Genomic DNA, 24,062 nt, shown 5'->3' on the forward strand with positions numbered 1-24,062 from the left:
TTTCTTACCCATTTATTTTCTATTGTATTTGGTGTGAACCGTTATCGAAAAGAGGCCAGTGTCCATTGTTTTTATGATGATCCTCTTAACGGTGGACCTTAACTATTAAGCTCTGCCCATTCCGGATGCATATGTTTTCCATCCGCCATCCAAATTCTTCACTGCAAAGCCGTTGGCTGCCAAAATCCTTGAGGCAAGATAGCCTCTCAGCCCAACCTGGCATGAAACATAAATCGTTTCATCTTTAGGAAACTCATTAAGATGTTGGCGAATATCTCCAAGCGGGATATTTACAGATCCGTTTACGTAACCCATTTTTCTTTCATGAGGTTCACGCACATCGATTAATATCCCGCCATTTGCGACGATCCCGTCGATTTCATGCCACTGGACAGTCTCAACGCTTCCTTCCATCATGTTGGATGCAATGTAACCAGCCATGTTTACGGGGTCCTTTGCAGATGAAAATGGCGGAGCATAGGAAAGCTCCAACTCAGCAAGGTCATTCACCGATAAATTCCCCTTAATCGCTGTTGCGATCACATCTATTCGCTTATCAACCCCATCGGTTCCAACCGCCTGTGCACCGTAAATTTGTCCGGTTTTTTTGTCAAAAACAAGCTTTAAGGCAATGGGTGAAGCATCTGGATAATATCCGGCGTGGGAGCTTGGGTGGATATGGACAACTGAATATTCGATACCCAGCTGCTTTAATCTTTTTTCGTTATTGCCTGTAACTGCAACGCTTAAATCAAACACCTTGGCTATCGAAGTGCCCAGCGTCCCTTTATAGGGTATTTTTTTTCCATAAATATTATCGGCGACAATCCGGCCTTGCCGATTTGCAGGTCCTGCAAGAGGAATCATGGCCGGATTTCGATTGATATAATCCGTAACCTCTATTACATCACCAATGGCATAAATATTTTCGTCATTGGTTTGCAGGTAATTGTTTACTTGAATCCCGCCCCGTTCCCCAATATTTAATCCTGCATCCAACGCCAGCTGATTTTCCGGTCTTACACCAATTGATAAGATTGTCATATCTGTTGCGACCTCGGTGCCACTGGTTAGTTCTATTGCGTTTCCTTTATCGTTAAAAGCTTTCACTCCGTCTCCTAAAACGAGTGTTACGCCCTTTTCCTTTAGATGACTATGAACGATGGCGGCCATTTCATAATCCAATGGTGCCATTACCTGGTTTGCCATCTCCACTATTGTTACTTTTATTCCTCGTTCAGCAAGATTTTCTGCCATTTCCAGGCCAATAAAACCACCGCCAACTACGACTGCCCGCTCAGGTTTTTGCCTGTCAACAAACTCCTTGATCTTGTCGGTATCCGGAATATTTCTCAACGTGAATACATTCCGGCTTTCGGATAAGCCGGGGATTTGAGGAATGATAGGCCTGGCACCGGGTGATAGAACAAGCACATCGTAACTTTCCTCGTAATGTTCATCAGTCTGAAGATTTCTGATTAAAATGGATTTCTCGTTCCGATTAATTTTTACTGCTTCACTTAATGTTCTTATATCCAAATTGAATCTCTTTCTCATTCCTTCAGGTGTTTGGACAAGGAGCTTTTGCCGGTCCTTGATCTTTTCACCGATGTAATATGGCAAGCCGCAATTCGCAAATGAGATATGTTCCCCGCGTTCAATCAGTATGATCGTTGATTCTTCATCCAATCTCCGCAATCTCGCTGCTGCCGAAGCACCCCCGGCAACGCCGCCTACAATAACAATTTTTTTAGACATGCTGAATCCCCCGAATAAATTATTTTAATACCTATAGGGGTATTGTAGCATGATTTGAGAAAAACATATATGACAGAAATCCAAACTTAATTTTAATTCATTTCTTTGCATGCAGAGATTGGCATACTTAAATAAATAGTAAAGAATTGTGACATTATTCATATAGCTCCATAAATGGCTGAAAATTGTGATATTGTTCATATGGATGGACTGGAAAAGTGATTTATATTGGATTTAAAAGAGCGGGCAGACTTTATACCGGCAAATATAGGAAAGAGGGAGTGGGATGAATTCAGGAGATTGGTTAAAACATAGATCCTATTATGTGTTTTTATTGAAAAATGGGTTTATTAGTGTGGCAGTTTCATTGATTATCGTCTATTCCTTAATATCGATGCTCCAAGTTGACCTCCATTATTTAGACACACTTCCATTGTTTTTTTTCGTATTAATTATCATCACTGTTTTTTTTATGGTTATTTTTATTCAGGAGAGAAAATTGCGGTCTCACCAAGAACAACTTGTAGCAGTCATCAAAACAAGTACCCAGAGTATTTTCGTTCTGGACAAAGATAAAAATATTATCGGTTTAAATGAAGCAGGGAGAAAGCTTCTCAGCTTACCTATTGGCGCTGTAGCCAATTTCTGTGATATTTGTTCCACCTACCCGGGGGCAAATAAAATTTGCGATGTCTCCAATTGTTTTTTGATGAATGACCAGGAAAACCCGGTTGAGTTATATATTAAAAATCATAATCATACACTTGTTCCTGTACTGGCCACAATTTCTTACTACATCACTCCTGAAAAAGAAAAAGGGACGGTCATAGGCCTGCAAAAAGTTAGCGAAAAGCGAAAAGAGGAGCATAAGAAGATTGAAAAAATGATCACTCATTCGATTTTTCAGGCCCAGGAAAAAGAAAGAAAACTTATTTCCAGAGAACTTCACGACGGAATTGGGCAATCTTTATTTGGAATTCTTCTGCAAACAGATGTCATCAAATCAATTCTTGAAAATGGAGAAGAGCACAAATTGCATCTGGAAAAACTGCAAGCGATGATCACCCAAACGATCGAAGATGTCCGAAACTTATCATCGGAATTGCGCCCCTCGACTCTCGACGATCACGGCCTGATTGCTACTTTAAAAAATTTTATCCTGGATTTTGGCAACCGGTTCGGCATTCAAATTAACTTCACCTATAAAGGCAACAATGAGCGGCTTCCGCCATCAATTGAAACAGCTTTGTACCGAATAGCACAGGAAGCATTGATTAACGCTGCAAAGTATGCCTGTACTGAGCGTATTGACATTGTTGTTGATAAGCTTAACGAAAGTGTATCTCTCTCAATTGTGGATTTTGGAAAAGGATTCGAACTCACCCCGTCTAACCGGCGGGGAGTAGGAATTTACAGCATGGAAGAACGGGCCTCAATATTAGGAGGGAATTTTTCTATAGTGTCAGAGATTGGGAAGGGTACACATATTCAAGTAAATATTCCTATTTAACAGGTGATGAAAATGAACAAAATTCGGATTTTTTTAGTGGATGACCATGCCGTGGTCCGGGACGGACTTCAAATGCTATTGAATGCTCAGTCCGATATGGTTGTAGTCGGAGAAGCAGCAGAAGGGAATGAAGCGTTATTGAAAATTTCCCATGTTCAGCCAGATGTGGTCATTATGGATTTGAGTATGCCTAATGGAAGAGACGGTTTGCCAACAACCAGTGAAATTATCCAAAATTTCCCTGATATTAAGGTTTTAATCCTGTCGATGCATGATGACCAGCAATCCTTGTTCAGAGCATTAAAAGTTGGCGCATCTGGTTTTTTGTTAAAATCCTCACTGGGACAAGAGCTTGTTACGGCTATACGGCAAGTGAACTCGGGACAGGCGTATCTTCATCCAAATGCCCAAAAGAAAGTCATTGAACATGTTTTTCATGATTCAGGAGAAGAGTACAATGATTCGTTTGATCTTCTATCAGAGCGTGAAAAAGAAATCTTTAGTCTCGTCGCAAAAGGTTATACAAATAAAGAAACTGGAGAGCTTCTCAAGATAAGTCCCAGAACCGTAGAAACGCATAAATCAAAAATAATGGAGAAGCTCCAGCTTTCGACAAGACGGGATTTAGTCCGTTTCGCATTAAAAAGAGGGCTCCTCGATAATTAGGTGTATACTATGACAAATCAAAAAGTAAGTTTAAAAGAATTATTAACCTTACAGCTTGAATCTTTAATTTCTGGACTCGGAGTTGATTTCTCTGCTATTGCTTTTTATGATCCTATTAATCTCGAGTTCCGCTGGCGTTTGGCAATTGGGTCATTAAATAACCGTTATACAAGCATTGTTGTGAGAAGCGGAAAAGGGATTTGCGGCCGGGCGTTAAAAACCAGGCGGGAAGTGATCATCACACATTTCCCGGAAGAGCTTCAGGATGAATTTCTTGAATTCCCAATCTTAATTGTCGAAGATTTAAAATCAGCAGCCGCAGTACCTTTGTTTTTCCAAACTCAGCTGATTGGCGTACTGCTAATCGGTCAGCGGACATGCAGACAGTTTGATTTTACAGAGATCGAGTATATGAAAAAAGTTTCTGACGAGATCGTCCAATCTTATACTCAAGAACGAAGAGCGGAAAGAACAAATCTTGAAGAAAAGAAGGAAATACAGAAGTCGGCCCTTTCCCTCTATTTTATCCAAGAAAAGGCAAACAGAGGAGAAAAGCTCGAGATCATCTTACTGGATCAGCGAATAACGCTGCTTTCAGAAGAAGCTCAACAAAAGCTTATTTCTATATTTGAATTTCTGCTTGATTGTGCTTTCTTAACGGAGAATGATGCAATTGTAAAAGTGATTATTGAACGAAAGTCTGAACAACAGTTCTCAATTGAAATCGAAACTGACACTCATCTTATACTGAGCAATGAATTGTTCTCCAAGCTTGCAGATGATGTTAGAGCACTAAAAGGGAGTATCGAAATGGTTTATGACCATGATAAAACGATTCTTACAATGAACTTCTTCTTAAGCATGTTAATAAGCGACCATCTGTGGACAATTTAGAAACCAAAAAGCGCTCAATTTGAGTGCTTTTTTATATGGTAATCAGTTTATCTTCATATTTTTTTGTGCCTTATCCCTGTTCGATACAAATTTGCTTGGTGATACAATTTGTGAACAATTGAGTAATCCCTTTATGACATTAGGTATTTTCTCAAGTGGCTTAGCGGTGTTTCCCTGATACTCGCGATTTCCGCAAACCCTTACAATTAAACCATCAAGAAGAAAGGGTGAAAGGAATTGGAAAGAATTACTGGTTGGGACCCGGAAAATATCGTTTTTTGGAAAACGGAAGGGAAGCGGCATGCCCAGCGCAACTTATGGATTTCAGTGCCATCTCTGTTCCTCGCTTTTGTGGTTTGGCAAATCTGGTCAGCGGTGGCCGTAAAACTGAATGAAATAGGCTTTAATTTTACCTCGAGTGAACTTTTTACGCTTGCCGCGCTTCCCGGACTTGTTGGGGCGACACTGAGGATATTTTTCACGTTTATGCCAGGCGTTTTTGGCGGGAAAAACTGGACGATTATTAGTACGGCAGCACTTCTTCTGCCCGCAATCGGAATTGGCCTGGCCGTTCAAAATCCAGAAACATCTTTTACCACAATGGCGATTTTGGCAGCGCTGTGCGGGATTGGCGGAGGGAATTTTTCCTCTTCAATGGCAAACATCAGTTTTTTCTTCCCAAAGAAGCTGAAAGGAACAGCAAATGGAATAAATGCCGGAATAGGAAATCTAGGGGTTAGCGCAGTTCAGTTTATAACTCCCATTATCATTTCTACGGGTACTTTTGCGGGTGTAGCTGGCGGTTCCCAATTAATGGCGAATGGTGGCGAGGTATGGTTACAAAATGCTGCATTTATTTGGGTCATTCCAATCGTGATCGTAACGGTTCTCGCTTTTTTTGGAATGGATAATCTGCCGAACGCAAAGCAATCAGTTAAAGAACAGGCGGTCATTTTTAAAAACAAGCATACATGGATCATGACATGGCTTTATACAATGTGCTTTGGTTCCTTTATAGGGTACGCTGCGGCATTTCCGCTCTTGATTAAATCGGAATTTCCTGAAGTGAATGCCCTGCAGTTTGCTTTCCTCGGACCGCTTGTAGGGGCGCTCGTCAGACCGTTCGGCGGCTGGATTTCCGATAAGGTTGGTGGAGCTAAAGTAACATTTTGGGATATTATCGTGATGATTTTCGCAACAATTGGCGTCATTTACTTTTTAAATGATAAAAATTTCACCGGCTTCTTAACGATGTTTATTATCCTTTTCTTCACAACTGGCATCGCCAATGGTTCTACCTTTAGAATGATTCCAATTATATTTCAGGAGAAACAGGCTGCGCCTGTTCTGGGCTTTACAGCGGCGATTGCCGCGTATGGAGCGTTTTTTATTCCAAAAGTGTTCAGCTGGTCGCTTTCGACTACAGGCACTGCAAATATGGCACTTTATCTTTTTATCGCTTACTACGTTATCAGTCTGGGGGTTTGCTGGTATTACTATTCCAGGAAAAACGCTGAAGTAAAATGCTAGTTTATGGATAGGAGTGGAAATTAATGGGGAATTTAAAAGGCTTTTTTAAAAGCGGCCACCTGCCTACTTTAATATCATCGTTTCTCTATTTTGATATCAGTTTTATGATCTGGGTTATGCTTGGAGCAACATCGACATTTATCGTACAGGACTTTGGGCTGTCACCTGCGGAAAAAGGATTAATGGTGGGAATTCCTATACTGGGTGGATCGCTGCTTCGGATCCCAATGGGACTGCTTGCGGATCGATATGGTGGAAAACGAATGGGAACGATCGGAATGATCTTGACAATGATTCCACTGTTCTGGGGTTGGCTTTACGGCAATTCTCTGACTGAAATCCAAGCATTTGGTTTTTTACTTGGTATAGCGGGAGCCAGTTTTGCGGTGGCTCTGCCACTGGCAAGCCGATGGTATCCTCCCGAACACCAGGGTTTAGCTATGGGTATCGCTGGAGCCGGTAATAGCGGGACGGTGCTTGCCTCCATGTTTGCACCGCGAATTGCCGAAGTATTTGGATGGCATGGTGTATTTGGTTTTGCCCTAATTCCGCTTGCTGCAGCCTTTATCGTCTTTATCATTTTTGCAAAAGACAGTCCTGACGCTCCAAAGCCGCAAAAGCTTTCGGAATATATGGGAATTGTAAAAACGAAAGAGACGTGGATATTTAGTTTTTTTTACAGCTTATCATTCGGCGGTTTTGTAGGCTTAACAGGATACTTGGCGATTTTTTTTGTTGACCAATATGGCATTAGCAAAGTAACCGCCGGCGATATTGTCACGATCATTGTGTTTGCAGGCAGTTTTATCAGGCCAATAGGTGGATATATGGCGGACAGGTTAGGAGGAATCAACCTGCTGGTCATACTTTTTGGCATGTCAGCAGCAGTGCTTGGCTTCATTGGGTTTCTTCCATCACTTTATGTCATGATAACGCTCTTTATAGCTGTCATGCTGGTTTTTGGCATTGCAAATGGTGCACTGTTTCAGGTCATACCGACACGGTTTCCAAAGGAAGTTGGGATTTTTACAGGATTTGTCGGAGCAGCTGGTGGTCTCGGTGGATTTTTCTTACCCAATATTCTCGGAACGTTTAAGGAAATAACGGGTTCCTATTCCTTTGGTTTCTGGTGGATTGGTATCACGTATGCCGTTGCTCTTACCGTTCTGATTTGGTTGCAGAGTTCCTGGAAGAAGGGTGAAAAGAAGGAACAGGTATCTACCATCAATGCCGTGTAAAGTTTCGCAGTTCAAAATCGTATTCACTTAAAAAATTGAAGCCGCAGAATTTGGAAAGGAGAACCAAATGAAAACAAAGGCCGGAAGCTTATTTAAAAGGCTCCGCTACTTTAGGCCCGTCGAAACTTATTCAGAAGGCTGGAGCCAACTATCTGCAGAGGATCGGGACTGGGAGAGAGTTTACCGCCAGCGCTGGCAGCATGATAAGGTTGTCCGCACAACACATGGAGTTAACTGTACCGGTTCTTGCAGTTGGAAGGTATTTGTGAAAGATGGAATCATTACATGGGAAAACCAGCAGACCGACTACCCGAGCTGTGGACCGGATATGCCAGAGTTTGAACCGCGGGGCTGTCCGCGCGGAGCGAGCTTCTCCTGGTATGTATACAGTCCGCTTCGAGTCAAATACCCGTATGTTCGTGGCGTTCTTTTAAAATCATATCGGGAAGCAGTTAAACAGCAAAATGATCCGGTCAAAGCATGGGAAAGTATTGTAGAGAATCCTGACAAAGCAAAACAGTATAAGGCTGCCCGGGGGAAGGGCGGGTTCGTCCGGTCGACCTGGGAGGAAGTCAATGAAATCATTTCAGCTTCCCTCCTATATACCATCAAAAAATACGGGCCCGATCGCATCGCCGGATTTACTCCCATTCCGGCAATGTCAATGGTCAGCTATGCAGCGGGAGCCAGATTTTTATCGATGATTGGGGCACCAATGCTTAGTTTTTACGACTGGTATGCCGATCTGCCCCCTGCCTCCCCGCAAATATGGGGAGAGCAAACGGATGTTCCGGAGAGCAGTGATTGGTATAACGCGGGTTACATTATGATGTGGGGCTCAAATGTACCGATGACGAGAACACCCGACGCTCATTTTATGACTGAAGTGCGCTACAAAGGAACAAAGGTGGTAACTGTCAGTCCTGATTATGCGGAAAATGTAAAATTTGCTGATGACTGGCTCGCTGTTAACCCCGGTGAAGATGCCGCCCTTGCCCAGGCGATGACCCATGTCATTTTAAAAGAGTTTTATGTCGACAATAAAACCGATTATTTTTATCAGTATGCCCAAAAGTACACAGATCTCCCATACCTGATCACGTTGAAGCGGAATGGGGAAGCTTACGTTTCCGATCGCTTTTTAACCGCAAGTGATCTGGGAATGCCCTTCACGCATGCAGAATGGAAAACGGCAGTTATCGATAAAAAGACGAATAAAATAGTCATTCCAAATGGAAGTATCGGACATCGCTGGGAAAATAAAGGACAATGGAACCTTCTGCAAAGCGATGAGGAAGGAAATTCATTTGAACCGGAGTTAACCATACATGGAATTGAAGACGGTACAGTTCCCATCGAGTTTCCTTACTTTGGCCGGGATGGAAAGCGCACGATCTCCCGTTCCGTTCCGGTACGGAAAGTGATAACGGCCTCTGGGGAACAAACATACGCCACAACAGTATTTGATCTCATGCTTGCCCACTACGGAGTGAACAGGGAGTTTGAGGGGGACTACCCGTCAGGCTACGATGATGACAAGCCTTATACGCCAGCCTGGCAGGAAAAATATACAGGTATTGACCGGAAGCTGGTTGTGAAAATTGCAAGAGAATTTGCGCAAAATGCGAGTGATACAAAAGGCCGCTCGATGATTATCATGGGCGCCGGTGTCAATCATTGGTTTAACGGCGATACCATCTATCGAAGTATTTTAAACCTCGTTTTGCTTACTGGTTCACAGGGAGTGAACGGCGGGGGCTGGGCCCATTATGTTGGACAGGAGAAATGCCGGGTTCCTGAAGGCTGGGGAACGATCGCTTTTGGCCGCGATTGGTCAATGCCTCCCCGCCTGCAAAATGCCACTTCTTTCTATTATTTTGCAACGGACCAGTGGCGTTATGAAGAAATCTCACTGAACGAACTTGCCTCGCCGCTTGTGAAAAAGGCAAGATACCAGCATTCAGCTGATTATAATGTTCTCGCTGCCCGTTTAGGCTGGCTGCCATCCTATCCGCAATTTAATCGCAATTCTCTTCAATTATATGAAGATGCGAAAAAAGCAGGGGCGCAAACAGCAGAAGAAGTGGTCGATTACACCGTAAATGAATTAAAAACAGGTCAAATGGAATTCGCCATTGAAGATCCCGACAATCCTGTTAATTTTCCAAGAAATCTGTTTGTCTGGCGTTCTAATTTAATCTCAAGCTCTGGTAAAGGGCATGAATATTTCTTGAAGCATCTTCTTGGTACATCGAATGGGTTATTGTCCGACGAAAACAATTCGATGAAGCCGGAAGAAATAAAGTGGAACGAAAAGGCAGCTGAGGGGAAGCTTGACCTTCTTGTAAGTGTCGATTTCCGGATGGCGGGTAACGCCTTGTATTCTGATATCGTTTTACCGGCAGCAACCTGGTATGAAAAACACGATATTAGCAGTACCGATATGCATCCTTTTATTCATCCGTTTAATCCGGCTATTAATCCGCCATGGGAAGCAAAGTCTGACTGGGACACTTTTAAAGGAATTGCGAAGACTTTTTCGGGAATGGCCAGGGATTACTTTCCATCAGCCGTAACGGATTTAGTGGCCACCCCGCTGCTCCATGATTCAACGGATGAGATTGCCCAACCTTTCGGCAAAGTACGGGACTGGAAAACGGGGGAAGTTGAGCCTTTACCAGGAATCACGATGCCGCGTTTCACTCTTGTGGAGCGCGACTATCAACAAATATACGAAAAATTCATTGCCCTCGGACCACTTGCCGAGAAAAATCCTGTCGGTGCTCACGGGATTTCTTTCCCGGTTACAGAACAATACGAGCAGCTAAAAAAAATGAACGGAATTATAGCTGAAAAAGGAGTTTCTTGCAGTAGACCAAAACTTGAAACAGGACGGCAAGCAGCGGAAGCGATGATGACTTTATCCAGTGCGACAAATGGAAAAGTCGCCATGAAGGCATGGGCTGCAGAGGAGGCAAAAACGGGTTTAAATCTAAAAGATATTGCGGAAGACCGGGCTTCCGAACATCACACCTTCCAGGATATAACCGTTCAGCCGCGTCAAGTGATCTCAACACCAATCTTTACTGGCTCAAATAAAGGAAGCAGACGATACTCTGCTTTTACCACAAATATTGAACGGTTTGTTCCATTTCGGACACTAACCGGAAGGCAGCATTTCTATCTTGACCATGAGATTATCATCGAATACGGAGAAAGCTTTCCTATCTATAAGCCAACTTTACCGGAAATGGTTTTTTCAGCGCGCGACAGATTGCCAAATCGGCAAGAGAAGGAAATCACGCTTCGTTATTTAACCCCTCATGGAAAATGGAATATGCACAGTACTTATCAGGATAACTTGATGATGTTGACCCTTTTTCGAGGTGGTCCACATGTATGGTTGAGTGATAAGGATGCCAAAAAGGCTGGAATAAATGATAATGACTGGGTTGAAGTATATAACAGGAATGGAGTAGTAGCCGCAAGAGCCGTTACAAGCCATAAGATGCCAACCGGGACACTGTATATGTACCATGCACAGGATAAACACATTAACACACCGGGTACAACGATTACCGGTGAACGCGGCGGATCTCATAACAGCCCAACGAAAATTCATGTGAAGCCGACACAAATAATCGGCGGCTACGCTCAGCTCAGCTATGGATTTAATTACTATGGGCCGATCGGAAACCAGCGTGACATTTACGTATCCGTTCGCAAGATGAAGGAGGTGCCTTGGCTTGAAGATTAAAGCACAGGTAGCGATGGTGATGAATCTGGACAAATGCATTGGCTGTCACACATGCAGTGTTACGTGCAAAAATACATGGACGAACCGTTCCGGCGCGGAGTATATGTGGTTTAATAATGTTGAAACAAAGCCTGGGGTCGGATATCCAATCCAGTGGGAAGATCAGGAAAAATATAAAGGCGGCTGGACAGTGAGTAATAACCAGCTGGAATTGAAATCCGGAAGCAAGCTGAATAAGCTTGCTCTTGGAAAAATTTTTTATAACCCCGATCTGCCAACGATTGATGAATATTATGAACCGTGGACATACGATTATGAAAAGCTGACAAATAGTCCCGAGAAGAAGCACCAGCCTGTTGCCCGGCCAAAATCACTTTTAACCGGTGAACGAATCGAGCTTGAATGGGGGCCGAATTGGGAAGACGATTTGGCCGGAGCCCCCGTTACAGGACCGAAGGATCCCAATCTCGGCACATTGGAGAAATTGGTAAAGTTTGAATTTGAGCAAGCGTTTATGATGTATTTGCCCCGAATTTGTGAACACTGCTTAAACCCTGGCTGCGTTGCATCGTGTCCATCGGGTGCAATTTATAAAAGGGATGAAGACGGAATTGTATTAGTAGACCAGGAGCAGTGCCGCGGCTGGCGCTATTGTATGACCGGCTGTCCTTATAAGAAAGTTTATTTCAATTGGGAGACGCAAAAAGCAGAGAAATGCACATTCTGTTTCCCAAGAATTGAAGCTGGACTCCCAACTGTTTGCTCAGAAACCTGCACGGGGCGTCTTCGTTATATCGGTGTTCTGCTTTATGACGCAGATCGGGTTAAAGAAGCTGCCTCGGTTCATGATGAGAAAGAGCTATACAGACAGCAGTTAAGTTTATTCCTTAATCCTGATGATCCAAAAGTGGTTGAACAGGCAAAGAAGGACGGAATTTCTGATGATTGGTTAGACGCAGCACGTATCTCGCCGATTTATAAATTGGCGATCAAATATAAGATCGCATTACCACTCCATCCTGAATATCGGACGCTGCCGATGGTTTGGTACGTACCGCCACTTAGTCCGTTTACAAACCTTTTTGAAGGGAAAGATAGCAACGGTTCATTGGAAGCGATGTTCCCGGAAATTAGCCAAATGAGAATCCCGCTTGAATACCTGGCAAACTTATTGAGTGCCGGGGATACAGAAGTGATAAAAAAAGTGTTCGAAAAAATGGTTGTTATGCGTCACTATATGAGAGCCAAAACAGTCGGTAAGGTTCCAAACGATACGCTTGTAAAAAATATTGGCATGACAGCGGATATAGTGGAAGAAATGTATCGATTGCTTGCAGTTGCCAAGTATGAAGACAGGTTTGTTATTCCTACTGCCCATAAAGAACATTTTTCAAATCTTTACAAAGAGCAAGGTTCAACTGGTTATGACTTTGACTGTAATACTTGTAAAGAAGGTGGCTATGTTGGAGAAAACGAGGAACTCCATATCTTCAAGTGACGAAACAGAAGTTCGCGAGGCATTTCGAATGATTTCTTATTTGTTGCAGTATCCGGTAAAAAGATGGCTGCAATGGATGGAATTAATGGAAGTAGCTAATTTGTATGAAAACCTTAAAATAAAAGAGCCTTTAATCGCTTTTCTTAACATGATTGGTGAATCATCATTAGATGATTTAAAGGAACAATATGTCAGCCTGTTTGATTTTAATTCAGCTTGCAGCCTTTATTTAACCTACTTAAAAATAGGTGATCAGCGAGAGCGGGGGCAGATTCTCGCTGAGCTAAAGGAATTGTACCGGAATCATGGGTTTTTGATGACGGATGAAGAGCTCTCTGATTATCTTCCTCTGGTGTTAGAGTTTTCTGCCGTCGCTCCTTTGCAAGTATCCGTCAACTTATTAACCAGTATGCGGGAGCCAATCGAAAAATTGAAAAGTGAGTTAAATAATCTGAATTCACCATATGTCTACTTGATTGATGCTTGTTTGTCCGGATGTGATGTATTGAAAAAAATCACTTTAATAGGAAAGGGGTGATAGAATATGGATCAATTCCTGTGGGTGATATTCCCTTATCTAATGTTGGCGGTTTCGGTAATAGGCCATCTATACCGTTTTAATGCAGACCAACTTGCATGGACTGCCAAGTCCAGTGAATTCCTGGAGAAAAAAAGTTTAAAGTGGGGAAGCATGCTATTCCATTTCGGGATCTTGCTGGTAATTGTCGGGCATGTGGTTGGACTTCTGGTTCCAAAAACCTTATTGGAGAATTATGGTATAAATGATGCTTTATATCATACCGGAGCCGTATATGGAGGGGGTTTTGCCGGGGTTTTGACGCTTCTCGGGGTCATCATACTGTTGAACCGCCGCCTCTTGAATAAACGGGTACGTATAACAAGTGACATAAGCGATATTGTGACGTCCATCTTAATATTTCTGATTGTCGTGATCGGAATCTATAATACGGTAATCGGAAATCGTCTTTATGCTGATTTTGATTATCGGGAAACAATCAGTCCGTGGGTTAGAGGCTTGCTTACCTTTACTCCTGATCCTTCTCGGATGAATGGGGTACCGATGGGATTCCAGCTTCATATTCTTATCTCGTTTGTCCTAATCGGAATCTGGCCTTTTACCCGTCTTGTCCATGTCTGGAGCGTTCCACTTGCATACTTTAAACGAAACTATATCATCTACCGGAAAAGAGGGGGAGGATTAAAGCTTTCCAAATAAAATAAATGTAAAAAACTTTTCCGTTTTATTAAAAACTTGGAATGAGGGAAAAGTGTTCCTGCGCTGTCCGCTGTTTTTTAATTGTATCGAAAAAACTGTATAGATAAATCTATACAGTCATTCGAAAATCCTAGTATGTTTTGCAGGGCTCCGTTCAGGAGCCTTTTTTCTGTTTACACTTTTCTCAGCCTGAAGGAACTGACCATTAAAAACGACAGAATTATAATGATGATGATAAATGCGTGCGGCGGCCAATACGGAATCGCCAAAAAGCTTAAGGTAATCAGGCACCCTGCCGCTGTGATCGGCAGCCCGGTAAAAAAGCCGTTGTTTTCTGATATATTAAACCTGGCGAGGCGGAATGCCCCGCAGCCGATGAAGAAAACAGTAAAGAAAGCACCGGGAGCACCAAATTCAAATAAGATTCCCTGGTATAATAATAGTGCCGGGGCCACACCGAATGATATAATATCACTCATGGAGTCCAGCTGCTTGCCGAGCTCTGATTCGATATTGAATCTTCTTGCAGCGGCGCCGTCAAAGCGGTCTGCTAAAGCAGCAATAAAGATCAGCAGCAAGCTCAACTTTAAGTTACCATTTATACCGACGATAATTGCAAAACCGCCTAAAGATAAGTTCACTAAAGTTAATACGTTAGCCGTTTGGGCCTTGAGTTTTTTCACTGTCTGGTCAACAACATCCAACAAAAACATGCTCCTCACTCCTTAAACGGAAGGGAATAAACTTGTTTACTAAGCAATGCACCGGGAACAAGCGGGTTTAAGCCTGTTTCCAACCGCCCGCTTTTCGTCATATATTTTATAATAATATTTTATTTTAAGCTGTGTTATGCCTGTACGTAAAGAGAATTTCAGCACTTCAGGAGGTAAGCCCATTGATCCAAAATATGTACCGCATCTTGATTGATCTCACCAATGGCCGGGTAACTTCGGGAATTTTGAAACGCTTTGCCCGTTCAAAGGCGAGCCGTCTTCTTGTGCCTTCATTCGCCAGAGTTTACCGGTTGAATGAGCATGAAATGGATAAGCCGGTAAAAGAGTATCCGACTTTGCATGAGCTTTTTATAAGAAAGCTGAAAGAGGGCAGCCGGGTGACAGATCCCGGGGCAGCGTCAATCACAAGCCCGGTTGATGCCGTGATTGAAGAAATTGGGGTCATCAGTCCTGAAAATGAAATTGAGGTGAAGGGAAAGGTCTATTCAACCAGAGAAATGCTTGGCAATGATCAAGCATTATTGAAATACAACGGTGGACCCTATGCGATCTTTTATTTAAGCCCGAGCCATTATCACCGCATCCACAGTCCTGTTTCCGGAAAGATTACCGGGCAATGGACATTGGGGAAAAAATCGTATCCGGTTAACCGTCTTGGCCTGAAATACGGGAAAAATCCATTATCGAAAAACTACCGGACGATTACAGAGGTGCAACATGGCGGCGGCCATCTCGCCATTATCAAAGTTGGCGCGATGTTTGTCAATTCGATTGAACCGGTCCATAAAGGCGATTTTTTAACAAAAGGGCAAGAGATGGCCTATTTTACTTTTGGTTCAACCGTTGTTTTATTATTTGAAAAAGGCTCCGTCAAGCTTGATCCTTCATTAAAAACGCCTGTTGAGATCAAGGTTGGTGAAAAAATCGGCATTGTCGCGGATTCCCTGTAAGCCGGAAGCAAATTAGCGGGCTTTCGATTTAAAAACCAGAGCGATCCGGCAGACAGAGCCATAAAAGAAAAAAGCCCTGACCAGGGCAGTTATACGGAAACTTTGACTTTATTGGAGAGGGAACGCCGGTGAATTTCTGTTTCAATGAGAGAAATAAAATCTTGGCTTAAGTTTAATTCTCTTGCTTTATAGTAGGATTCAATCAATAATTCATCTGACAGCTTTCTCATATAGTCATTCACCTCCATTTCAATTTTTTGTTCTAAATTCAAATATATAAACATATACTGATAGGCTCTAGTGTTGTACCCTTACTTTATCAAAATAAAACGGTCAGAACAACTGTTCCTGTTATCCACAGATCTTAGTGGATAACCTGTGATTATCTTGTTTATAAATGGGAAAGTAGTAAATATACCAATGTGTAAATTGTGAATAAAGTTATCCACAATTGTTGAAACAGCCGGATGTTGTCGAAAAATTTCTTTTTTTTGTCACATTTACCGAATAATCTCCTCCGTAAAAGGATTTATGGTAAAGGCCGCTTACGCAACAATAAAACAAGCCTGGTGCTTATCGGTCTTTTTAAAACAACTTGCTTGCCTGATAAGATCGTCCTTTACAATCGTACATCAAACATGTTTCTGGAGAAACGACAGGAATGTTTTGAAAGAGCGGGTAAAATTGGTTATGATGATAACATTATAAAGCAGCTACCGTCCAAGCGGGATAGAAGCATAAACATTAAGAGGTGGAACAAGCGTGTTAAAGCATTTCTTGCCAGATCAGCATGTAAAAAATATTTTTGAAGTTACTCCTGAAAGTTTGAAAGAGAAGGGTATCAAAGGAATTATTACAGACCTTGATAACACTCTCGTTGAGTGGGACCGGCCCCATGCCACCCCTAAATTAATCGAATGGTTTGAAGGGATGAGGAGAAGTGGGATTCTCGTGACGATCGTGTCCAATAATATTGAATTGAGGGTAAAGTCTTTTTCAGAGCCGCTCGGGATTCCGTTTATATTTCAAGCGCGAAAACCGATGGGACGGGCTTTTAAAAAGGCGCTCGTGCAAATGGGGCTTGAGAAATACGAAACCGTTGTGATTGGCGACCAGCTCTTAACTGATGTTCTCGGTGGAAACAGGAACGGATTTCATACGATTTTGGTTGTACCTGTTGCAAAAACAGACGGTTTTATGACAAGGTTTAACCGGCAGATAGAACGGAGAATCCTGAAATGGTTTCGAAAAAAAGGAATGCTTAATTGGGAGGATTAATGAGTGAATGACCAATATTTTACCTGCATTGGCTGCGGGATAAAAATCCAGACTGACAATCCCGGGGAATTAGGGTACGCCCCGCAGTCGGCGTTAGAAAAGGAAACGATTATCTGTCAGCGCTGCTTTCGCTTAAAACACTATAACGAGGTCCAGGACGTCAGCTTAACGGATGATGATTTCCTCAAGATTCTCAATGAAATCGGCAAAACCGATGCGCTGATTGTTAAAATTGTCGATATTTTCGACTTTAACGGCAGCTGGCTCCCGGGCCTGCACCGTTTTGTCGGTCAAAATAAGATTTTGCTCGTCGGAAATAAGGCTGATCTCCTTCCAAAATCGGTTAAGCGCGGCAAGCTTGTGCATTGGATGAAGCATGAGGCGAAGCAGCTGGGTTTAAAGGCGGAAGAAGTATTTTTAGTAAGCGCCGCAAAAGGGCATTTTATTAAAGAAACCGCAGCTGCGATTGAGGAATTTAGACAGGGTAAGGATGTCTATGTTGTCGGCTGTACCAATGTTGGCAAATCAACATTTATTAACCGGATTATCAAGGAGGTTACAGGCGAGGGGGATGTCATTACGACTTCCCATTTTCCGGGAACCACTCTTGATATCATTAAAATACCGCTGTCAGACGAAAAGGCAATCATTGATACACCCGGGATCATCAACCATCATCAAATGGCGCATTTTGTAGATAAACGCGATTTAAAACTCATCACCCCGAAGAAGGAAATAAAAGCAAAGATTTATCAGTTAAATGAAGGGCAAACACTGTTCTTCGGCGGACTGGCCCGATTTGATTATATTAGCGGGGGCCGGAGGTCAATCGTTTGTTACTTGTCCAACGATCTAAATATCCACCGCACGAAAACGGAAAAAGCTGACGCCCTCTACGAAGATCACGCCGGGGAAATGCTGTTCCCGCCGCGCAAGGAGCAGCTGGATACTTTTCCGGAACTCGTCAGGCATGAATTTACAATAAAAGAAGCGAAAACGGATATCGTTTTTTCCGGGCTCGGCTGGGTAACAGTGAATGATCCCGGCGCAAAGGTGGCTGCCTATGTTCCACGCGGAGTTCATGTTATGCTGCGGAAGTCGTTAATATAGTAAACACTTATGCTTTTCATGATTCGTCTTATAAAAAGAAGCTTGCCGTTACCATAGGGCCCAAAACAGGTATTTTCCTTTGTACTTGGTAATGTGGCCAAGGAGTTAACGTGTTTCTGGGGGGAGAGAGGATTTGAAGAAATTGTACGGGGTAATTGGTGATCCGATTGCCCATTCGATGTCACCGATTATGCACAATGATTTATTTCAATTTTACCAGATTGATGCTCATTACCATCCTTTCCATATTCAAAAGGAGCAATTGGAGGATGCTGTAAACGCGTTGAAGACGATCGGCGTTGCGGGGTTTAATGTGACGGTTCCCCATAAAGGTGAAATCATGAAATGGCTGGATGAAATTGACCCCCTTGCTGAAGCGATCGGGGCCGTAAATACGGTCGTCAACCGCAATGGGAAGTTAACAGGCTATAATACGGATGGACCCGGCTTTGTCAAAGGATTAAGAATGCTTGTGCAGCCGCTTCCGGGCCAAAGAGTCCTGATTGTCGGAGCTGGCGGGGCAGCAAAAGCGATTTATTACGCGCTTGCAAAGGAAGGCATCAACATGATCGATATATGCAACCGGACTGTTGAAAAAGCCGTTGAGCTAAAAAAAAGCTGTCCCTTCTCCGTGAACACGGAGATATTGTCGATAAAGGAAGCGGAGGAAAAGCTCAATCAATATACTCTGCTTATTCAAACAACGCTGATCGGAATGGAACCGGCAACCGATTTTTCGCCCCTTTCGCTTGAAAACCTTAATCGGGACGCTTTAGTCAGTGATATTATTTATAATCCGCTTGAAACAAAGCTTTTGCGGGAAGCTAAAGAGAAAGGCGCCATTATCCAGAACGGGATCGACATGTTCGTCTACCAGGGGGCGCTTGCCTTTCAAAAATGGACCGGCATCATGCCGGATACTGCAAGAATGAAAATCAATGTAACGAAACAATTGGGAGGAAATCCATGCTAACCGGGAAACAAAAACGTTTTTTAAGGTCGAAAGCCCATCATTTAAACCCGATCTTTCAAGTAGGCAAAGGCGGCGTAAACGAAAACATGGTCAAACAAATTGCCGAAGCGCTTGAAGCCAGGGAATTGATTAAAATAAGTATTTTGCAAAACAGTGAAGAAGACAGGGATACTGTCGCGGAAAAGCTAGTATCAGGGACCGGGGCAGAACTGGTCCAAATCATCGGGAATATAATTGTTCTCTATAAGGAATCAATGGAAAACAAGCAGCTAACCCTTCCATAAGAAGGACGGCTTTAGGTAATGCGATCAAAGGGAGGTTCTCATTTTGCGAAAAATCGGTATTCTTGGCGGTACATTTGATCCGCCCCATTACGGTCATTTGCTGATAGCAAATGAGGTGCTGGAAGCTTTGAATCTGGAAGAGATCTGGTTTATGCCTAATCAGGATCCACCCCACAAGGATAAAGCCAAAGTCCAGAGTGGGCACCGTTTCAGAATGCTGGAGCTGGCAATTGAGGACCATCCCCGATTTCGGATCGAACCGCTGGAATTAACAAGGGAAGGCCGGTCTTATACGATTGAGACGATGCAATTATTAAAAAATAAATATAACAACATAAGCTTTTATTTTCTGATTGGGGCAGATATGATTGAATATTTGCCGAACTGGCATCGAATCGATGAGTTGATGGAAATGGTCGAGTTTGTCGGAGTTAAGCGTCCTTCCTATAGCCATCACACCCCGTTTCCGATCACCTATGTTGAAGTACCTGAAATGGGTGTTTCATCCAGCATGTTGAGAGAGCGGCTGCGGGAAGGCAAAACAGTCAGGTATTTATTGCCTGACCCGGTAAGGAATTATATTGAGGAGAATAACTTATATGGAACGTAATAAAGCTCTTGAGCTTGTGAAAATACAATTGACCGAGCACCGCTATAAGCATACGATCGGTGTGATGGAAACGGCAGTCCAGTTGGCATGGAAGTATGGTGCCGATCTGAAAAAGGCCGAACTGGCCGCGATCTTCCATGATTATGCAAAGTTCCGGCCAAAGGATGAGATGAAACAAATTATTATCGCCGAAAAAATGCCCGCTGACTTATTGGAATACAGCAGTGAGCTTTGGCACGCCCCCGTTGGTGCTTTTCTTGTCGAGAAGGAAGCCGGCATAACCGATCCCGAAATTCTCGATGCCATTCGCTACCATACATCAGGACGGGCGGGAATGACGCTGCTCGAAAAGATTATCTATTTAGCTGACTATATCGAACCAGGACGGCAATTTCCCGGAGTTGATGAGGTCAGGGAGCTGGCAGAAACAGATCTTGAACAAGCGCTTGTCCGCTCTGTGCAAAATTCGATTGTTTTTTTACTCAAAAAAAACCAGCCTGTATACCCGCAAACATTAATCACTTATAACGATTTAGTAACAAAGAGGAGGATTAATCTGAATGAATGAACGGGAAGTTTTAGTAACAGCCGTAAAGGCAGCGGACGATAAAGGGGCGGAAGATATTGTGGTCCTGAACATGAAGGGAGTTTCGCTTGTCGCCGACTATTTTATCATTTGCCACGGAAATTCTGATAAGCAGGTTCAGGCGATTGCCCGGGAGATGAAGGAGAAGGTTGAAGAACTGGGCCATTCCGTCAAGAGGATGGAGGGCTTTGATGAAGCAAAATGGGTGCTCGTTGACCTCGGCGATGTGGTCGCCCATATTTTCCATCGCGATGAGCGAAGCTATTACAATTTGGAACGGCTATGGGGCGACGCACCGCTTGAAAACGTGCAAAGCGAGCTCAATTTATGACATACGGGAAATTCGCTTATTTGTACGATGAACTGATGAAGGATGTTCCTTACGATAAATGGGTTGATCTCTTAAAGGAAAAAACGGAAAAGTACGCTGTCGATGGGAAGCAGCTGCTTGATCTGGCCTGTGGAACGGGTCAGCTTTCCATTCGGTTGGCGAAGGCAGGGTTTAGCGTTTCGGGTGTGGATTTGTCAGCGGATATGCTCGCGGTTGCTGAAGCAAAAGCAGCGGAAAACCGGCTCGCTATTGGTTTTTATCAGCAAAACATGACGGAGGTGACCGGTTTTAATGAAGTGGACGTTGCCGGCATCTTCTGTGATTCGTTGAATTACCTGGAAACGGAGCAGGATGTAAAAGACACTTTCAGGAGCGTGCATAGCCAGCTGAAAAAAGGCGGGCTTTTTCTTTTTGATGTCCATTCTGTCTATAAAGTGACGCAAATTTTTATAAATCAAACGTTTGCTGTCGATGAAGAAAAAATTTCGTATATTTGGAACTGTTTTCCCGGCGGCTTCCCAAACAGTGTCGAGCATGATTTAACTTTTTTCGTGCTTGATGAACGGAGCGGCAAGTATGACCGCTTTCAGGAATACCACAAACAGCGCACTTTCCTGATTTCTGAATATGAGCGGTGGCTGCAGGAGGCGGGCTTTGATGTGCTTGAAATACTCGCTGATTTTGAAGATGAAGAGCCGAACGATCATTCGGAAAGAATTTTTTTTATGGCACGTAAACAATAAAAAAGCTGGCGTTTTCGCCAGCAAGCCAGCTTGTAAAGAATATGATTTCTTTGCAAGCTTTTTTTAGATTTAGGAAGGATTTTTTTCACGGAAAAGAGAATTAATTTATTTGCGAAGGAAATTGCTTTTCGATCCCCTTTAAATCCTCACGGAATTTTTCATGAGTAGCCTCGAAAACGTGTTCGAAGACATCCCCAAGCTCGCTCTCAAGGATTTTAATCCCCTCGCCGGTTATTCCGCCTTTCACGCACACTTTTTCCTGGAGCGCAGGCAGCGTAAAAATGTCCTTTTTTAACAGTTCCCCCAGACCGATCAGCATCTCACTGGCCAGCTTTGTCGCTGTCTCCCTGTCAATCTCTGTCTCTTTTTCCGCCGCGTTGATAAACCTTTGAACGAGATAGCTGAAAAAAGCCGGGCCGCAGCTGACGATATCGGATGCTACCCTTGTGATGTTTTCTTCGATTTCGACCGGGACAGAAATGGAACAAAACAAATTCCAGATCTCGTCCTTCCATCTGTTGTCACACCGCTCACCGAAAGTAACAAGCGATACTCCTGCAAGAGCCCGGTTTGTAATACTTGGAATAACTCTCGCCACCGAACAGGAAACAGCCTGTTCCAATTGTTCCGTGCTGATCGGGCTGGTGATTGAAACGACGCACTTGTCAGCAGTCAAGTGCGGGTCAATCTCGCTCAGAACCGGACGGATATCATGGGGCTTTACACAGATGAAGATTAAATCGGACATATGTGCAGTCTCGCCCGGTTGATCTGTGACGGTTATATCTTTAAATTTCGCTTGAATGTCCAAAGCTTTTGATTTTGTTCGATTTGTAATCGTCATGGAAGCAGGGGCAACGGCTTTTCCTTCAATCATAGCCTCTGCAAGAATTCTCCCCATATTTCCAGTACCAATGATGCCAACCCTCATAGCTGCATTCCTCCTATTAAGCCGGATTTCTCATAAAAGGATATGAAGCAACTGACCGTTTATTCCAAAAAGAAAGGAATGATTTATCGTGAAGGAAATTCTTAACAGGTACAAATATGTGATAATCGCACTGGCAGTTTTTTCAGCAGCGGCTATTTTTTATTTTAACGAACCGGCAAAAGAAGAGGGCGCAGTAACCGATTTAGAGCAGTGGGACACAGGGGAAAAGCCGGCTCCTGAACAGGCGGAGGAAGAACCGAAAACGATCATGGCAGACATAAAAGGGCAAGTCATCCATCCAGGAGTATATGAAACCGAAGCGGGTGAGCGGGTCATTGATTTAATCGAAAAGGCGGGTGGACTTACCCCGGAAGCCGATCAGGCTGCTGTCAATTTTGCCAAGCAGGTAACAGACGAGATGATGGTTTATATACCGGCCATCGGCGAGGAAGCGCGTGCCGTTGGAGGAGCTTCTCCAGCTGACGAAGCAACCGGGAATGATACTGAACTGGTAAATATTAATACGGCTGATCCGGCCGCGCTCGAAACGTTGCCGGGGATCGGCCCCTCGAAGTCGGCCGCAATCATTGAATACCGGGAAACGAATGGAGCTTTCAAAACGGTGGATGACTTAAAATCAATCAGCGGGATTGGCGAAAAAACGTTTGAAAAGTTAAAGGACAAAATTATCGTGAAATAGCAGAATGTCATTGACCAACTTTCATGAAACGATTTAAACTTATGGAGACCAAGCCCGAAACTGACATGACTATTTAAAAGCGAGGGGAACATGAAGATGGAGCGTATTTCCTGGAACGAATATTTTTTGGCGCAAAGCCATTTGCTGGCACTTAGAAGCACATGTACACGACTGACCGTCGGTGCGACGATTGTCAGGGATAAGCGGATTATCGCGGGAGGATATAACGGTTCGATTGCCGGCGGGGACCATTGCATCGATGAAGGATGCTATGTGATTGATAACCATTGCGTCAGGACTATACATGCGGAAATGAACGCTCTTTTGCAATGCGCAAAGTTCGGGGTTCCGACTGCCGGTGCAGATATTTATGTCACCCATTTTCCATGCCTGCAATGCTGTAAAGCGATCATCCAGGCGGGAATTAAAACGGTATTTTATGCGGAGGATTATAAAAACCACCCTTATGCGGTCGAACTCTTTGCGAAAGCAGGCGTCAAAGTTGAGAAGGTGGAATATAAGAGCAGACAATCGGTTGATAACGACCTGATCGATCAGTTATTGCGGGAGCTTGAAGAGAGCGGAGCCGATCAGGATGTTGTCCGGAATTTTTATGAACGCGCCAGAAATCTTATCAAAGACCGGACATAACCAGACATTTTTTCCAATGGTATCACAGCCTTGCCTGTGTACAGCAAGGTTGTTTTGCCTGCATCAGGGTGATAGTTAAAAGAAAGGAAATGC

The 24,062-nt window shown here is 43.5% G+C and carries 24 protein-coding genes; 20 read left to right on the forward strand and 4 right to left on the reverse strand.

The genetic code is table 11. The features are described 5' to 3' along the window. Positions 1 to 105: 105 nt before the first annotated feature. Positions 106 to 1,758 carry a CoA-disulfide reductase gene (locus CU633_RS07355; RefSeq protein ID WP_101659078.1) on the reverse strand — a complete coding sequence of 551 codons (1,653 nt, stop codon included), beginning with the start codon at positions 1,756 to 1,758 and terminating at the stop codon, positions 106 to 108. Between the two features lie 286 nt (positions 1,759 to 2,044). Here CU633_RS07355 and CU633_RS07360 point away from each other — a divergent pair, with 286 nt between their 5' ends. The 9 genes from CU633_RS07360 to narI all read left to right on the forward strand — a co-directional run bounded on the left by CU633_RS07360 (position 2,045) and on the right by narI (position 14,088). Beyond that, entirely contained in the window at positions 2,045 to 3,268 is a 1,224-nt protein-coding gene (locus CU633_RS07360; protein ID WP_101659079.1) for a sensor histidine kinase, read from the forward strand. 12 nt (positions 3,269 to 3,280) lie between these two features. Then, on the forward strand, positions 3,281 to 3,934 hold the full coding sequence (locus tag CU633_RS07365) for a response regulator transcription factor (protein WP_101659080.1): 654 nt from the start codon (positions 3,281 to 3,283) through the stop codon (positions 3,932 to 3,934). 9 nt (positions 3,935 to 3,943) lie between these two features. Next, positions 3,944 to 4,828, forward strand: coding sequence for a GAF domain-containing protein (locus CU633_RS07370; protein WP_101659081.1), 885 nt, complete (start codon positions 3,944 to 3,946; stop codon positions 4,826 to 4,828). 237 nt (positions 4,829 to 5,065) lie between these two features. Continuing rightward, on the forward strand, positions 5,066 to 6,358 hold the full coding sequence (locus CU633_RS07375) for a NarK family nitrate/nitrite MFS transporter (protein WP_101659082.1): 1,293 nt from the start codon (positions 5,066 to 5,068) through the stop codon (positions 6,356 to 6,358). Positions 6,359 to 6,381: 23 nt separating this feature from the next. Next, entirely contained in the window at positions 6,382 to 7,596 is a 1,215-nt protein-coding gene (locus CU633_RS07380; protein ID WP_101659083.1) for a nitrate/nitrite transporter, read from the forward strand. 67 nt (positions 7,597 to 7,663) lie between these two features. Further along, complete coding sequence (locus CU633_RS07385; RefSeq protein WP_101659084.1) at positions 7,664 to 11,353, forward strand: nitrate reductase subunit alpha; 3,690 nt, start codon at positions 7,664 to 7,666, stop codon at positions 11,351 to 11,353. After that, a complete protein-coding gene (gene narH, locus CU633_RS07390) occupies positions 11,343 to 12,851 on the forward strand; it encodes a nitrate reductase subunit beta (RefSeq protein WP_101659085.1) in 1,509 nt (502 codons plus the stop codon). Before CU633_RS07385 ends, narH begins: the two co-directional genes overlap by 11 nt. Further along, entirely contained in the window at positions 12,817 to 13,389 is a 573-nt protein-coding gene (gene narJ / locus CU633_RS07395) for a nitrate reductase molybdenum cofactor assembly chaperone (RefSeq protein WP_180954907.1), read from the forward strand. The genes narH and narJ overlap by 35 nt, the downstream gene beginning before the upstream one ends. Before the next feature lie 6 nt (positions 13,390 to 13,395). Continuing rightward, a complete protein-coding gene (gene narI / locus CU633_RS07400; protein WP_101659087.1) occupies positions 13,396 to 14,088 on the forward strand; it encodes a respiratory nitrate reductase subunit gamma in 693 nt (230 codons plus the stop codon). Positions 14,089 to 14,261: 173 nt separating this feature from the next. Here the strand turns inward: narI and pssA are convergent, their stop codons facing one another. After that, on the reverse strand, positions 14,262 to 14,801 hold the full coding sequence (gene pssA / locus CU633_RS07405; protein WP_101659088.1) for a CDP-diacylglycerol--serine O-phosphatidyltransferase: 540 nt from the start codon (positions 14,799 to 14,801) through the stop codon (positions 14,262 to 14,264). A 182-nt stretch (positions 14,802 to 14,983) separates the two neighbouring features. Here pssA and CU633_RS07410 point away from each other — a divergent pair, with 182 nt between their 5' ends. Next, entirely contained in the window at positions 14,984 to 15,772 is a 789-nt protein-coding gene (locus CU633_RS07410; protein ID WP_101659089.1) for a phosphatidylserine decarboxylase, read from the forward strand. 89 nt (positions 15,773 to 15,861) lie between these two features. On the opposite strand, the gene CU633_RS07415 is transcribed toward CU633_RS07410, so the two are convergent. Then, entirely contained in the window at positions 15,862 to 16,002 is a 141-nt protein-coding gene (locus tag CU633_RS07415) for a sporulation histidine kinase inhibitor Sda (RefSeq protein WP_101659132.1), read from the reverse strand. A gap of 532 nt (positions 16,003 to 16,534) precedes the next feature. Between CU633_RS07415 and CU633_RS07420 the strand changes: the two genes are divergently transcribed. The 8 genes from CU633_RS07420 (at position 16,535) to CU633_RS07455 (ending at position 21,687) form a co-directional block, all read left to right on the forward strand. Continuing rightward, a complete protein-coding gene (locus CU633_RS07420) occupies positions 16,535 to 17,050 on the forward strand; it encodes a YqeG family HAD IIIA-type phosphatase (protein WP_101659090.1) in 516 nt (171 codons plus the stop codon). Between the two features lie 3 nt (positions 17,051 to 17,053). Continuing rightward, positions 17,054 to 18,160 (forward strand): ribosome biogenesis GTPase YqeH, encoded by a 1,107-nt coding sequence (gene yqeH / locus CU633_RS07425; RefSeq protein ID WP_101659091.1) that lies wholly within the window; start codon positions 17,054 to 17,056, stop codon positions 18,158 to 18,160. 133 nt (positions 18,161 to 18,293) lie between these two features. After that, entirely contained in the window at positions 18,294 to 19,133 is an 840-nt protein-coding gene (aroE, locus tag CU633_RS07430; protein WP_101659092.1) for a shikimate dehydrogenase, read from the forward strand. Beyond that, positions 19,127 to 19,417: a ribosome assembly RNA-binding protein YhbY gene (yhbY, locus tag CU633_RS07435; protein WP_101659093.1), complete on the forward strand. Its 291-nt coding sequence runs from the start codon at positions 19,127 to 19,129 to the stop codon at positions 19,415 to 19,417. Before aroE ends, yhbY begins: the two co-directional genes overlap by 7 nt. Before the next feature lie 43 nt (positions 19,418 to 19,460). Continuing rightward, positions 19,461 to 20,027, forward strand: coding sequence for a nicotinate-nucleotide adenylyltransferase (locus CU633_RS07440; RefSeq protein ID WP_101659094.1), 567 nt, complete (start codon positions 19,461 to 19,463; stop codon positions 20,025 to 20,027). Continuing rightward, complete coding sequence (gene yqeK, locus CU633_RS07445; protein WP_101659095.1) at positions 20,017 to 20,595, forward strand: bis(5'-nucleosyl)-tetraphosphatase (symmetrical) YqeK; 579 nt, start codon at positions 20,017 to 20,019, stop codon at positions 20,593 to 20,595. The genes CU633_RS07440 and yqeK overlap by 11 nt, the downstream gene beginning before the upstream one ends. Further along, positions 20,588 to 20,944 carry a ribosome silencing factor gene (gene rsfS, locus CU633_RS07450; protein WP_101659096.1) on the forward strand — a complete coding sequence of 119 codons (357 nt, stop codon included), beginning with the start codon at positions 20,588 to 20,590 and terminating at the stop codon, positions 20,942 to 20,944. Before yqeK ends, rsfS begins: the two co-directional genes overlap by 8 nt. Then, a complete protein-coding gene (locus tag CU633_RS07455) occupies positions 20,941 to 21,687 on the forward strand; it encodes a class I SAM-dependent DNA methyltransferase (RefSeq protein WP_101659097.1) in 747 nt (248 codons plus the stop codon). Before rsfS ends, CU633_RS07455 begins: the two co-directional genes overlap by 4 nt. A gap of 100 nt (positions 21,688 to 21,787) precedes the next feature. Here CU633_RS07455 and comER read toward each other — a convergent pair whose 3' ends face one another. After that, complete coding sequence (gene comER, locus CU633_RS07460; RefSeq protein WP_101659098.1) at positions 21,788 to 22,618, reverse strand: late competence protein ComER; 831 nt, start codon at positions 22,616 to 22,618, stop codon at positions 21,788 to 21,790. Between the two features lie 88 nt (positions 22,619 to 22,706). Between comER and CU633_RS07465 the strand changes: the two genes are divergently transcribed. Further along, positions 22,707 to 23,318 carry a helix-hairpin-helix domain-containing protein gene (locus CU633_RS07465; protein WP_101659099.1) on the forward strand — a complete coding sequence of 204 codons (612 nt, stop codon included), beginning with the start codon at positions 22,707 to 22,709 and terminating at the stop codon, positions 23,316 to 23,318. Between the two features lie 96 nt (positions 23,319 to 23,414). Further along, a complete protein-coding gene (locus CU633_RS07470; RefSeq protein ID WP_101659100.1) occupies positions 23,415 to 23,969 on the forward strand; it encodes a ComE operon protein 2 in 555 nt (184 codons plus the stop codon). Positions 23,970 to 24,062: the final 93 nt, after the last annotated feature.

Source organism: Bacillus sp. V3-13 (genome assembly GCF_002860165.1).
Lineage (GTDB): Bacteria > Bacillota > Bacilli > Bacillales > Cytobacillaceae > Bacillus_BJ.